Source organism: Kribbella sp. WER1 (genome assembly GCF_054189145.1).
Map to the genome: position 1 here is coordinate 1043699 of NZ_CM135186.1, position 12985 is coordinate 1056683.

11 protein-coding genes are annotated in these 12985 nt (G+C 68.5%); 5 read left to right on the plus strand and 6 right to left on the minus strand.

Annotated elements, in window-relative coordinates; all coding sequences use genetic code 11:
• Positions 1 to 261: 261 nt before the first annotated feature.
• Entirely contained in the window at positions 262 to 1140 is an 879-nt protein-coding gene (locus ACXJJ3_RS05175; protein WP_458168785.1) for a phosphotransferase family protein, read from the minus strand.
• Positions 1141 to 1222: 82 nt separating this feature from the next.
• Here ACXJJ3_RS05175 and ACXJJ3_RS05180 point away from each other — a divergent pair, with 82 nt between their 5' ends.
• From ACXJJ3_RS05180 to ACXJJ3_RS05190, 3 genes are all read left to right on the plus strand, one after another.
• A complete protein-coding gene (locus ACXJJ3_RS05180; protein WP_458168786.1) occupies positions 1223 to 1966 on the plus strand; it encodes a MerR family transcriptional regulator in 744 nt (247 codons plus the stop codon).
• A gap of 72 nt (positions 1967 to 2038) precedes the next feature.
• A complete protein-coding gene (locus tag ACXJJ3_RS05185; protein ID WP_458168787.1) occupies positions 2039 to 2806 on the plus strand; it encodes a class I SAM-dependent methyltransferase in 768 nt (255 codons plus the stop codon).
• Entirely contained in the window at positions 2803 to 3849 is a 1047-nt protein-coding gene (locus tag ACXJJ3_RS05190) for an acyltransferase family protein (RefSeq protein WP_458168788.1), read from the plus strand. The genes ACXJJ3_RS05185 and ACXJJ3_RS05190 overlap by 4 nt, the downstream gene beginning before the upstream one ends.
• Here the strand turns inward: ACXJJ3_RS05190 and ACXJJ3_RS05195 are convergent.
• On the minus strand, positions 3753 to 6446 hold the full coding sequence (locus ACXJJ3_RS05195; RefSeq protein ID WP_458168789.1) for an alpha-(1->3)-arabinofuranosyltransferase domain-containing protein: 2694 nt from the start codon (positions 6444 to 6446) through the stop codon (positions 3753 to 3755). The two genes, ACXJJ3_RS05190 and ACXJJ3_RS05195, sit on opposite strands and share 97 nt — an antisense overlap.
• A gap of 94 nt (positions 6447 to 6540) precedes the next feature.
• Between ACXJJ3_RS05195 and ACXJJ3_RS05200 the strand changes: the two genes are divergently transcribed.
• Positions 6541 to 7797: a polysaccharide biosynthesis protein gene (locus ACXJJ3_RS05200; RefSeq protein ID WP_458168790.1), complete on the plus strand. Its 1257-nt coding sequence runs from the start codon at positions 6541 to 6543 to the stop codon at positions 7795 to 7797.
• A gap of 1 nt (position 7798) precedes the next feature.
• On the opposite strand, the gene ACXJJ3_RS05205 is transcribed toward ACXJJ3_RS05200, so the two are convergent.
• The 3 genes from ACXJJ3_RS05205 to ACXJJ3_RS05215 are packed head-to-tail and all read right to left on the minus strand — an operon-like array spanning position 7799 to position 11428.
• A complete protein-coding gene (locus ACXJJ3_RS05205; protein ID WP_458168791.1) occupies positions 7799 to 8773 on the minus strand; it encodes an ABC transporter permease in 975 nt (324 codons plus the stop codon).
• Between the two features lie 4 nt (positions 8774 to 8777).
• Positions 8778 to 9680, minus strand: a complete 903-nt coding sequence (locus ACXJJ3_RS05210) for a carbohydrate ABC transporter permease (RefSeq protein ID WP_458168792.1) — start codon at positions 9678 to 9680, stop codon at positions 8778 to 8780.
• Positions 9677 to 11428 (minus strand): extracellular solute-binding protein, encoded by a 1752-nt coding sequence (locus tag ACXJJ3_RS05215; RefSeq protein WP_458168793.1) that lies wholly within the window; start codon positions 11426 to 11428, stop codon positions 9677 to 9679. Before ACXJJ3_RS05215 ends, ACXJJ3_RS05210 begins: the two co-directional genes overlap by 4 nt.
• 246 nt (positions 11429 to 11674) lie before the next feature.
• Between ACXJJ3_RS05215 and ACXJJ3_RS05220 the strand changes: the two genes are divergently transcribed.
• On the plus strand, positions 11675 to 12154 hold the full coding sequence (locus tag ACXJJ3_RS05220; protein WP_458168794.1) for an NUDIX hydrolase: 480 nt from the start codon (positions 11675 to 11677) through the stop codon (positions 12152 to 12154).
• Here ACXJJ3_RS05220 and ACXJJ3_RS05225 read toward each other — a convergent pair.
• Entirely contained in the window at positions 12138 to 12983 is an 846-nt protein-coding gene (locus ACXJJ3_RS05225) for a hypothetical protein (RefSeq protein WP_458168795.1), read from the minus strand. The two genes, ACXJJ3_RS05220 and ACXJJ3_RS05225, sit on opposite strands and share 17 nt — an antisense overlap.
• Positions 12984 to 12985: the final 2 nt, after the last annotated feature.

The window sequence follows — 12985 nt, forward strand, 5'->3', positions numbered from 1 at the left end:
TGGTGGGTTGCTCCGTGGACTGGTGGTGTCGTGCGGTTGCGCCATGTTCCTTTGGATCGCACCAAACCGCGGGATTGCCAGAAGACGACAGATTCACCACCGAGCTGCTGCGAGTCACGAGCCTGCTCCGTCCGAGGTCGCGCGGGCCCATAGCGCATCTCACAGAATACCGGTCTTGACTCGGACAGCACAACCTGGGGCACCCGGCGTCACCGGCCGCCCGCCGAGGTGTCCCGACGTGCCACTGAACTGCAGCTGATCTCAGCGTACGACGTCATGGACGACGTCGAGGTCCGGCCGGCCGCCGGCCAGCGTGCCCGTGTCCGCCATCCGGGAGACCAGACGGTGCGCGCGGGCCGCGATCTCGTGCTCCGCGGCCCGTCCGGCGAGGTCCAGCAGCGCCCACAGGTCGGCCGCCCGGCCGAGGTCCACCAGCGGCTCCCCCAGCCAGCGGAGTTCGGCCAGTACGGCGCCGGCCAGCACCGGGTCCTCGCAGAATCGCAGCAGGTTGCCGAGGTCGGCGTACGGCGATCCCACGTGCGCGAACTCCCAGTCGACCAGCCCGGTGATCCGCGCGGTGTCCGGGTCGACGAGCAGGTTCTTCGGGTTGAAGTCGCTGTGCACCAGGCAGAACCGGTCCGCACCGCCGGCCAGCAGCTCCTCCGCCTCGTCGATCACGGTCGCGAACCCGTCGGCGAGCCCCAGCCCGAGTCCGGCGACGTACTCCGCCAGGTCGCCCAGCCCGAACGGCTCGACCGTGAGCTCGTCGTCGCGGAACATCCCCGGCCGCAGGAACGGCATCCCGCTCAGCCGCGCCAGCAACTCCCCCAGCTGCCTCCCGACCGTCCGCCGCTGCTCGTCGGCCGCCGTCTCCAGGAACACCTGCAGGTTGACCCCCGGCAGCCGCTCGGTCAGCAGGTACGGCGGCTCCTCGTACGACCCGTCCCGCTTGAGCTCGAGCACTCGCGGCACCGGCAGCAGCCCCCGGACAAGCTCGAGCAACCCCGCGTCGACGGCCGCCCGCCCCGGGTCCTTCGCGTAGAACTTGATGACCGCGTCCTCACCGCCCGCGCTCACCGCGAACGTCTGCCCGCCGTACCCGCCGGCGAGCGGAACCGCCGTACCGCTGAAGTCGCTCATACGCAGATCCTGCCAAATCGGCTTGAAGTTGACGTAGCGGCAATATCTATCGTCGATCAGGTCGAGGGAAAGGAGCAGTCCGATGGCGTGGTCGATCGCCCAGGTGGCCCGGTCCTCCGGCGTCACTTCGCGGACGCTCCGGCACTACCACGCGATCGGTCTGCTGGTTCCGGCGCGGGTCGCCGCCAACGGGCGGCGGTACTACGAGCAGGAGCAGCTGTTGCGGCTGCAGCGGATTCTGTTGCTGCGGGAGCTCGGGCTGAGCCTGGACGTGGTGGGCGAGGTGCTGGCACAGCAGGACGGGCAGGACGTGATCGAGGTGCTGGCCAGGCACAAGGAGTGGCTGGTTCGGGAGCAGCTGCGTCTTGGCCGGCTGGTCCGGACCGTCGACACAACCATCGCCAGATTGAAGGAAGGAGGAGAGATGTCACCGGAGAAGGTGTTCGAAGGGTTCGAACACAACCCGTACGAGGCCGAGGCGCGCGAGCGCTGGGGCGACGCGGCCGTGGACGCGAGCTACGAGCGGATGCGTGGCTGGTCCGATGCGGACGCCGAGAAGGCCCGCACCGGGTACACGCGGGTCCACGAAGGGCTGGCCGCGCTCAAGGCGGAAGGGGTCGCAGTGACCGAGCTGAGCGTGCAGGAGCTGATCCAGCTGCACTACGAGGTCACGTGCCTGTTCTGGACGCCGACACGTGCGGCGTACGAAAGGCTCGGACAGCTGTACGTCGACGACGAACGGTTTCGTCAGAGCATCGGCGACGACGTGGTCGACTACCTGCGTGACGCGATGAAGGTCTACGCCGAGCGCAACCTCGGCAGCTGATCGCGGACCTCGGAGGCTGCAGACTCCGGGGTCCCCTAGGCTTGGGCGGTGGTCGAGCCGCACAGGGTTGAGTTGACGGAAGCGCAGACGTCGCGGGCCAGCCGTACCTATTGGAATGACGTCGCCGAGGAGTACCTCGCGGAGCACGGCGAGTTTCTCGGTGAGGACCGGTTCGTCTGGTCCCCGGAGGGCGTCGACGAGGCGGACGCGCGGTTGCTCGGTCCGGTGCGCGGCAAGCGGGTTCTGGAGGTCGGCTGCGGCGCCGCCCAGTGCGCGCGGTGGCTGGTGGCGCAGGGCGCCGACGTGGCGGCGTTCGACATCTCGATCGAGCAGTTGCGGATCGCGAAGACGCTCGACGAGCGCACCGGTACCACGGTCCGTACGGTCGCCGCGGACGCCGTCGCACTCCCCTATCGTGACGTCGAGTTCGACATCGCCTGCTCGGCGTTCGGCGCGCTCCCGTTCGTCGCCGACGTCGGTACGGCGTTCCGCGAGCTGGCCCGCGTCCTGAAGCCGGGCGGCCTGCTCGTGTTCTCGGTGACGCACCCGTTCCGCTGGACGATGCCGGACGACCCGTCGGCCGCGGGGCTGCGGATCACCCACTCGTACTTCGACCGCACGCCGTACGTCGAGGTCGACGACGCCGGTACGCCGGTGTACGCCGAGCACCACCGCACCACCGGCGACTGGATCCGGGAGCTCACCGGCGCGGGCTTCGTCGTCGACGACCTGCTCGAACCCGAATGGCCGGCCGGTCACGACCTGATCTGGGGCGGCTGGGGCCCGGTCCGCGGCCCGCTCGTCCCGGGGACGGCGATCTGGACGGCCCATAAACCATGAGAGACACGCGTTTCCCGGCAGTCGACGGCCTGCGGGTGATCGCCGCGCTCGCGGTGGTGATCTCCCAGGTCGGCCTGCACACCCACGCGCCGTTCGCCGGAGTGGTGTCGCGACTGGACGTCGGCTGGGCGATCTTCTGCGCACTCTCAGGCTTCCTTTTGTACCGCCCGCACGTGCTGGCCTGGTTCTCGGGCACCCTGCCGCCGTTGACGCTGCCGTACCTCCGCAGCCGAGCCCTGCGCATCCTCCCGCCACTCCTGGTCGCCGTAGTACTGTCCGTCGTCCTCGTCCCGCACCCCGCGACGACCTACCTGCGTTGGGCCGCCCTGACACCGCTCCCGTTCTATCTACTCCTGCCTGGCCTCGGCCGGCTGCTGACCGGGTACGAACGCCCCACGCGGCGCAGTGTCCGCTGGCGGCTGCTCGTGCTGGTCGCCCTGACCGTCCTGGGGCCGGTGTGGATGGCAGCCGTAACAGCCACCGACCACCCGGACGCAGGCCTCTGGCTGCCCGGATACCTCGGCTGGTACGCCGTCGGCATGGGAATGGCGCTCTGGCAGGTCGCCCGCGCCACCGGGCGCCTCGGCCCGTCAACACTTGACACACTGACCAGGGTCCCCGGCACGCTCTGGGGTATCGCCGCCGCACTCCTGCTGGTCGCGGCCACTCCGATCGCCGGCCCGTACGACCACTCGACGCCCACACCGGCGCAGGCGCTGTTCAAGAGCCTGCTCTACACACTGGTCGTCGCTTGTGTGCACTTCCCGGTCCTGACGCCAAGCGCGAGGACCGTCCGCATACTGGGCGGTCGACGCGCACAGATCGGCGCACACCTCTCTTACGGCGTCGTCGTGTACCAGTTCGTCGTGCTAGGACTCCTGCACGGCCCGTTCGCGGTACAGCTGCCTGTGACCTTGTTGGGCGCTGTAGCCCTCGCAGCGATCAGCTATCGCTTTCTGGAGCGGCCTGTCTTGGGAAGGAAGACGCCCGCTGCCAAGACCGAGAGCAAAGCGACCAGCCCGAGCAGCAACGCTGCTCTGTAGGTTCGGTCCGGCATGAAGCGGGCTGTCACGACCTGCTCCTGACCAGCGGGGAGCAGCCAGCCCTGCTGCCAACCGCCGACGCGGATGGGCGTGAGCTTTCGGCCGCTGCCGTCGTACGCCTCCCAGCCTTCGTTGTAGTTCTGCGCCACTACCAGCACCGACTGCTCGTCCGCACCCGGTACCTCGACCGTGAGCTCCGTCGGGTTGGGTCGCCACACGTCGACGCCCTGGATCGGCTGGGCCTGGACTGAACCGAGCCCGGCCTTGGCCAACGTCGCCTCGACCGGCACCAGCCCGCCGTTCGACTGCACCTCGATCTGATGCTGCCCGGAGCGCAGCGGGACCACCGATACCGGTCCGCACAAGCTGTACGGCACCGGTTGCCGCAGGAGCAGCTGCTGCATCGTCGCCGCGACCTGCGTCCGCATCGGTACGCCGTCCACGCGCACCGCCGGCCCATTACCGCAGTACACCGGCACGTGCCGCTTCGGATCGATTGCCTTGCGCAGGTCGTCCGCGCCGAGCACCTCGACCTCGGACACGCCGACCGGGCTGGTCCGGGCGTCCTGGAGCGGCTTGGTCGCGGTGAAGTCGATCTTGACGGTCCGCGTGTGCCGGGTCGGGAACCGGACGTACCCGGCGTCGTCGACGGTGGCGCTCACCGGCTCGCTGTTGTCGAAGTGCACGGTGACGGCAGCGGGCCGCGACCCGTTCAGGTAGGCGTCGGACTGGAATCGCAGCCCGCGCACGTCCTTCGCGGTCGGCAGCGTGAGTGTGAGGCTCGGCTTCGGGTCGTCCGATGCCGCAAGCCAGCCCGTCCCGGTGGACCGATCAACCGCGGCACCCGGCCGGCCTTCCGGCGCGGCGATCGCCCGCGACGACGCGGTCGCGGTCATCGCGCCGGGCACCGAGAGCAGTTGCTCGAGCGTGTCGCCGTCCTTCGTCAACGCGGTCCCGCGCAATTCGTACGACGCGGCCTCCGGGATGTGGATCGCCCGGGACAGCCCGTTCGGCTCGCCGGAGTCCTTCGCCTGGTCCGGGCTGCACAGCGCCCGCGCACCCAGGTGCAGGCAGGCGGAGCGCCCGATCTGCTGGTTCCGGATGACGACGGCATTGGGCACCTGGTCGAGCTGCTGGCCGTCGGCCTCGACCAACGGCAGCCCGTCGACCTTCCCGCGCGCGTCCCCACGCAGTACGGCAGCGCCTTCCCCGCCGAGCGCGGTCACCACCGTCGGTACGTCGTCCGCGCTGCCGCCGACCGCGACCAGCCGGGACCGCGGCACGAGCCGGCCGGGCGTGGTCGCGCCGACGTCGTAGATCTCCACGCTCGGGTACGGTAGCCGGGTCTCGCCGGCCGGACCGAAGTACGCGACCCGCCCGATGCCGGCGTCGGCCAGGCTCTCGTGCAGCGCGAGCGCCGGCGTACCGTCCAGGAGATCGTTGCGCACGACAACGTAACGGATACCGTCCCGGGTCAGCTCCTGCCGCAGCGTCTCGTCGCCGACCCCCGAGTCCACGCGGCGGCGAAGATCGTCGGTGAGCGCGGCCATCGGTCGCTTCACCAGAGCGGCCAGCGGCTCGGTGGAGGTCGACAGGACGACCACACTGCCGGGCGCGGACTGGTCGTCGAGCCACTGTGCTGCCTGTTCCCAGTGCTTCGGGATCGCGGCGAAGGCGCCGGCCGGCTGGGTGAGGACGACCGGTAGCGCAGCAGCCGCGGCGAGGCTGGTCACCAGGATGGGTACGACGCGCCGGTTGATGCCACGCGACACAGACAGCGTGGTCAGCCGCGGCAGGTAGTGCGCTGCGGCCAGGGCGAGCGGTAGGCCTACAACAGCACCCGCCACGGGCACCCAACGCGGCCCCGGCGGCGCAGCACCGTACCTGATCAGCATCAGCAGCGGTACGAGCCACCAGATCGACGCGGCCACGACAAAGGCGAGCCAGACGAGCGTGAGCTTCACCCAGGCTCGCAGTACCAACCACACCGCGGGCAGAACGAGCACAGCCGCGCTCCCGGCCGGGCTGGCGCCGCCGATCAGTGCGAACGCCACCGCGGACCAGCTCGCCCGCCACCAGCCGGAGCGGACACGTGGCGAGACAAGCGGCAGCAGTACCCACGGGGCCATGGCCATCGGCCACACCTCGATCGGGAGCTCACCGAACGCCCGCGGCACCAACGCGTACAAAAGACCGACGGCGAACCGCGTCCAGGGCACGCCGTACTGCAGGACGTTGCAGAGCTTCCAGATACCGAGGAAGGCGACGCAGAGCACCAACGACCACCACAGGCGCTGGACGATCCAGTCCGGCACCGACAGCGCGTCCAGCAACCAGTGGAACGGCCCCATCGGCATCAGGTAGCCGTACGCGTCGCTCTGCAGCTGGCCGAAACCCGTGTGCGGGTCCCACAGGTGCATCGCACGGGAGAGGAAGCCGCCAGGTCCGGCAGTGAGCTCCAGCTTCCGGTCGGGGACGACCAAGCCGGGAGCATGCTGGAAACAGAGGGCGATCAAGGCCAGGCAGCCCAGAACAAGCCGTGCGCGCCACACGACCTGCCCACTACTTCCCGCACTTCCTGCTGTCAGCCTCCCCACCGGCGGGACATTAACGGATCCGGCGGCTCCGCAGTGGCATCGTTGCCGTACCGTGAGGTCCGGCAAATCTCACATCAGACCCGAGGCAGCACGCATGACTTCTGGCACCACCCCGGCGCCGCAACCGCAGGCTCCCCGCAAAAGCTTCCTGCGCAGTGCCACGGTCGTCGCCGTCGCCATGGCGATCATGAACGTGGCGGCGTACGGCTTCACGCTGATCGGGTCCCGGCGGCTGATGCCGGAGCAGTTCGGTGCGATCACCGCGCTGCTCGGCCTGCTGCTGATCGGCAACGTCGCGTCGCTCGGCCTGCAGGCCACCGGCGCCCGGCAGCTCGCCACCCACACCGGGGACGGCGCGGCGACGCTGTCCGACGCGATGCTGAAGGCCGGCCGCCGGTCCGCGCTCGGGCTGACGGTGCTGTGCCTGGTGCTGACGCCGGTGTTCATGTGGCTGCTGCACGTCGACTCGGTGGTCGCGATCCTGCTGCTTGCGCCGACGCTCGGCGGCCTCACGCTGATGGGATCGCAGCTCGGCATCCTCCAGGGCAGCCACCGCTGGACGGAGCTGGCCGCCGTCTACACCGCGGCAGGCATCGGCCGGCTGGTCCTCGGCGGCGGCGCGCTGATCATCCACCCGTCGCTCGACTGGGCGATGGCCGGCCTCGCGGTCGGTGCCGCCGTACCGGCCGTCCTCGGGCAGTTCTTCCTCCGCAACTCGGACGGCGCGACCGGCAAGGACGTGAAGGACGTACTGCGCGAGACCGTGCACGGCACGCACACGCTGCTCGCGTTCTTCGCGCTCGCGAACGCCGACGTACTGTTCGCCCGGTCACTGCTCGACGAGAAGGACAGCGGGTACTACGCCGCCGGGCTGATCATCGCGAAGGCGTGCCTGTTCCTCCCGCAGTTCGTGATCGTGCTGGTGTTCCCGTCGCTGGCCAACTCCCCCGGCGACACGGTCCGGCTCCGGCGGGCGATCTTCGCGGTCGCGGGCCTCGGCGCCTGCGCGGTCGCCGGCACGCTGATCCTGCCCGGGATCGTGGTCGAGGTGATCGGCGGCAAGGCGAAGTACGCCCCGCTCGGCCCGTACACCTGGCTGTTCGCCGTCGCCGGTTCGGCGTACGCCGTTCTCCAGCTCGTCGTGTACGCCGCGATCGCCCAGCAGGAGAAGCGCGCCGCACTGGTGATCTGGCTCGGGCTGGTCGTCCTCGCGGTCGCGGCCGCGATCGTGCTCGGTACCGACACCGCCACCGGCCTGAACGGCGTGAAGGTGCTGGCCGGCATGACCAGCACCTGCGCGCTGCTGCTGTCCGGCGTTCTCGCCACCGGACTGCACCGGCAGTCCAGCTAGCTCACCACAAACTGGACTTGGCGAACCGGCGGGCGAAGGTGTTCGCCAGCACCAGCAACACGAGCCCGATCACCGATCGGAACAGCCCGATCGCGGTCGCGTAGCTGAACTGCGGCACCGCCGACGCCAGACCGATCTTGTACACGTACGTGTCGATCACCTCGGCCACATCCAGGTTCAGGTTGTTCTGCATCAGCAGCACCTTCTCGAACCCGACCGACAGGATCCGACCGACGTCGAGGATCAGCAGGATGACAGCGACCGGCACGATCGCCGGCAGATCGATGTGCCACATCCGCCGCAACCGGGACGCGCCGTCCACGATCGCCGCCTCGTGCAGCTCCGGCGGCACGCTGGTCAGCGCCGCGAGGTAGATGATCGCCGAGAAGCCCATCGTCTGCCACGCACCGGACCAGACGTACAGGTGCCGGAACAGTCCGGAATCGCCCATCAGGTCGACCGGGCCGAACCCGAACAGCCCGAGCAGCTGGTTCGTGACGCCGGTGTTCGGGTTCGTCAGCACGACCAGCAGGCCGACCACGACCACGGTCGAGATGAAGTGCGGCGCGTAGGTGATCAGCTGCGCCGACCGGCTGAACCACTTCTTCCGGACCGTGTTCAGGCAGAGCGCGAGGATGATCGGCAACGGGAACGTCGCGACCAGCTCGTACACGTGCAGGAACACGGTGTTCCGGATCAGCCGCCAGAACTGGTACGAGTCGACGAACCGCTCGAAGTGCTTCAGGCCGACCCATGGGCTGCCCCAGATCCCGGACACCACGTTGTAGTCCTTGAAGGCGATGATCACGCCGTACATCGGCCAGTAGGCGAAGACCGCCAGCCAGATCAGCGGTACCGCGAGCATCGCGTACAACTGCCAGTTCCGGCGCATCCGGAGGCCGAGGCCGACGGTCGGCTTCGCGGTCCGGTCGCGCTTGTGGGCCGCCGCGGTCCGGGCGGCATTCAGGATCGTCATGCGGTCATCCCTTCAGGGAGCCGATCATGGCTCCCTTGACGAAGTGCTTCTGCACGAACGGGTAGACGAGCAGCGGCGGAATCATCCCGATCACGATCAGCGAGTACTTCAGCTGCTGCTGCAGTTCCTTCAGCTGGACGAGCTTGCTGGTGTCCGGCATCTGCGACGGGTCGATCTTCGACTGGATCAGGATCTGCCGGAGGATCACCTGCAGCGGGAACAGGTGCTCGTTGGTCAGGTAGATCAGCGCGTTGAAGAACGAGTTCCACTGCCCGACCGCGTAGAACAGCAGGTTCACCGCGATGATCGGCTTGCTCAGCGGCAGCACGATCCGCCAGAAGAACCCGAAGTCGCTGCAGCCGTCGACCTTGCCGGCCTCCACCAGTTCCTCGGGGATCGTCACCATGAAGTACGTCCGGGTGATGATCACGTTCCAGACCGCGAGCGCGGCCGGCAAGATGATCGCCCATCGGGTGTTCAGCAGCCCGAGCTTGTCCACCACCAGGTACGTCGGGATCAGCCCGCCGCTGAACATCATCGTGAACACGAACGCCGCCATGATCAGGCCCTTGCCCGGAAGGCCCTTCCTGGACAGCGGGTACGCCGCGAGCAGCGTGAGCACCGTCGCGATCACGGCCCCGACGACCGCGTAGTACACCGAGTTGCCGAACCCGCTGACGATCGACTTGTAGTCGAAGACCGCCTTGTACGCGTCGAGGGTGAACCCGACCGGCCACAGCCAGACCTCGCCCGCGGCGACCTTCTTGGTGTCGCTGACCGACGCGCTGACGACGTACACGAGCGGGTAGAGGACGGCGACACAGAACAGCCCGAGCGCGGTGTAGATGCAGGCCGAGACGATCTTGTCCGAGCGGGTGTCCTGGACCGGCGCGGTAGGGCTGCTCATGAGTTGTACGTCTCGTACGCGGCCTGCTGGAGGTCGACGTACGGCTTGACGCCGATCTTCGCGACCCGGTCCTTGTAGTCGTTCCAGGCGCCGTCGTCGTTCGGATCGAGTTGACCGGTGACGAACCGCGACAGCGACTGCGAGACCTCGTTCTTCAGGTTGGTCTTCAGCTCCGCCTCCTGCGCCGCCTGGTCCTGGTCGAGCGTGACCGGCGGGAACTGCATCTCCTGCGGCTGCTTGTACGGGAAGTAGCTGTCCACGGTCTGCTGGTACAGCGGCTTCTCGAACGTCAGGTCCTTCGGGTTCACCTTCTCGCCGAGCCGGAAGTCCTGGGACCGGTACATCGCGTTGTCCTGGCTCCAGCTCAGGTTCTTGCCGGTGTTCCAGGTCGCGTCGAAGCCGTAGATCGCCTGCTTGCCGTTGATCCCGAGCTCGCCCTTCTTCGCCCACGCGAACTTCGGGCCGCCGTACCCGCGCAGGATCGCCTCGAGCTCCATCTGGGCGTCCGCCCACATCACCATCAGCTCCGGCTTCGCGCACTTCTTGGTGATCACGAGCTTGGCCACGTCGACGCCGACGCCGAGGTAGTTCCAGGCGGCGTACCGGACCTTGTTCGGGCCCTCCAGCGGCGGGATCGCCTGGTACTTGCGCCAGCGGGCGTTCGGGTCCTTCTGGTCGATGTCGACGAAGCCGCCCCAGTAGTACGAGCGGGCGCCGCCGATGATCGGCTTGCCCGGGGAGTTCCCGTACCGCTCCATCTGGTCTTGGTCGGCGGTGAACACGTCCTTGTTGATCAGCCCCTCGGCATACAGGCCGTGCAGGTACTTGAGGCCCTCGCGCCACTCGTCCTTGTCGAACGTGACGTCGACCTTGCCGTCGTGGACGACCAGCCACGGGTCGCCCGGGTTGTAGAGGAACGCGTTCATGAAGTAGGAGTCGAGCGCCGCGTCCTTGTAGCCGGCGAACGGGATCGTCTTGCCGTTGCCGCCGAGGTCGGCCTTCTTGAACGCGCGCAGTACCTCGCGGAACTCGTCGGTGGTCTTCGGGACGTCCAGGCCGACCTGCTGCAGCCAGTCGGTGTTCAGGAACGTCCGGCCGTTGCTCGCCCGGCAGTGGTAGCAGTCGTTGATGCTCGGGAACGAGTAGATCTTCTTGTCCGGCGCCTGCACCAGCTTGCGGGTGTCCGGGTAGTCCTTCATCGCCTGCTGCAAGTTCAGCGCGTACCCGCCGATGTGCTGGCCGACGTCGGTGAACAGGCCCTGCTGGCCGTACAGGAACAGCTGCGAGCGGGTGAACTTCACGCCCATGAACGCGTCCGGGATGTCGCCGGCCGCGATCATCGCGTTCACCTTGGTCATGATGTCGTCGTCGGTACCGCCGACCTGGTTCCACTCGATGTGGACGTTGGTCTTCTGTTCCAGCCACTTGGTGAACGCGTTGGTCTTCCAGTCCCCGATCGTGACGTCCTGCGGTACGACGATCTTGAACGTCACCTTCTCAGCCGTCAGCGGCTTCAGCTCGCGGGCGACCGGGCCGACGTACCCCTCCGGGTACTGCACCGTGGCGAGCTTCGGGCCGAGGGTGACGCTCGGGACCACGTCACCGGCGCCCGCGGTCGCGCCGCCCGGGTTGCCACCGCCGCTGCACCCGCTGAGCAGGCCGCCGGTGGCGGTCGCCGCGGTGAGCCCGAGGGCCCCGGTGAGCAAGGACCGGCGGCTCACTTCCGGGCGTGCGTGATCGTTCGACATGGTTCCTCCAAGGCGGCTGGGTCGGAACAAAGACGAAATATCCGATAGCAATATCCAATAGGATCTCGGATCTTGCCCGGGAGAATGACATAGAAAATGAGTTGACGGAAGAGGTCGCCGGGCACTGATCGGGATCGGATGATCACCGTCGGTATCTTGCGCTGTAAGCGTTTACCCCTTGCCCCCTGACGCCCAACTTTCTTGCGTCAAGAAACCCTCTCCTGGCGGGCCGCTAGGGTCGGGAACATGCCGACACCGAAGTTCATCCTGGACCTGCGCGCGAAGATCGGGCACGACCTGCTCTGGCTCACCGGGCTCAGCGCGGTGGTCCTCAACGACCGGGACGAGGTGCTGCTGGTCAAGCGCGCCGACAACGGCCGCTGGAGCCTGATCGGCGGCATCCTGGAGCCGGGCGAGGAGCCCGCGGTCGCGGTCGTCCGCGAGATCCAGGAGGAGACCGCGATCGAGGCCCAGGTCGACCGGCTGCTCAGCATCGAGGCCACTCCCCCGGCCGCCTACCCGAACGGCGACCGGGTCCAGTTCCTCGACCTCAGCTTCCGCTGCCGGCCGCTCGGCGGCGAGGCACGCGTCAACGACGACGAGTCCACCGAGGTCGGCTGGTGGCCGCTCGACGCGCTCCCCGACCTGACGGCCCGCGAACACCTGTGCATCGAGCGGGCCCTCTCCCCCGCCGACCAGCCGGTCTACGTCACCGCCGCAGACTGACCTGGAGGTCGCGTAGCCAGCGCTCGCTGACCGCCGGCTCCCGGACCAGCAGCTCCGCGAGCCGGCGCCGTACCTTCGGCGTCCGCGCGGCCGCGACCAGCTTCACCGCCTCGGCCAGCGCCATCCGCGTCTTCTCGTCCCGGCGCGGGTCCGCCACCTCCGGATCGGTCCAACGGGTCCGGCGGAACGAGGCGGCGGTCTTGTACTGGTAGTCGCCGAAGTACGACCAGAGCCGGGCGTCCAGCGACACGTTCCGGATCGCCGACGCCGGCAGCTCCGCCGCGAACCCGGCGTGCTGCTGCCAGCGCCAGGTGTTCGGGCTGGTCTTCTTCCGGGCCGTGATGCCGACGAACCGCACCTGCCGCCGGATCACGTCCCACTGCGCATGCTCGTCGTCGGCCCACCGGCGCAGCACGGCGTACAGGTTCTCGAACGTCGATCCCTCGTGGACCAGGTCGACGAACACCGTCGGCCGCCCGCGCATCAGCTTGGCCGGCGCGAGCCCGTCCGCGGCCAGGTTCGTCCGGAGCTGCCGCAGCTCACCGCCGGTGAACGCCTGCCCGTCCGACCCGAACAGCGACAACGGCAGCGGATGCAGCCGCGAGCACCACTCCGTGTCCGCCAACGCCCCGCTCAGCAGATCGAACAGGCTGTCCACCGACCGCCCGACGAAGTACAGCTCACCGTCGCCGCACTGCCCCAGCACCCGCGCCGCACAGCGGATCAGGTCGTCGAGGAAGAACAGCTCCCAGATCTGTACGTCGTCGAGCAGCGAGCCGAGGTTGTCCGGCCGGATCAGGTCCCACCGGAACGGCCGGTTCGCCTCCATCA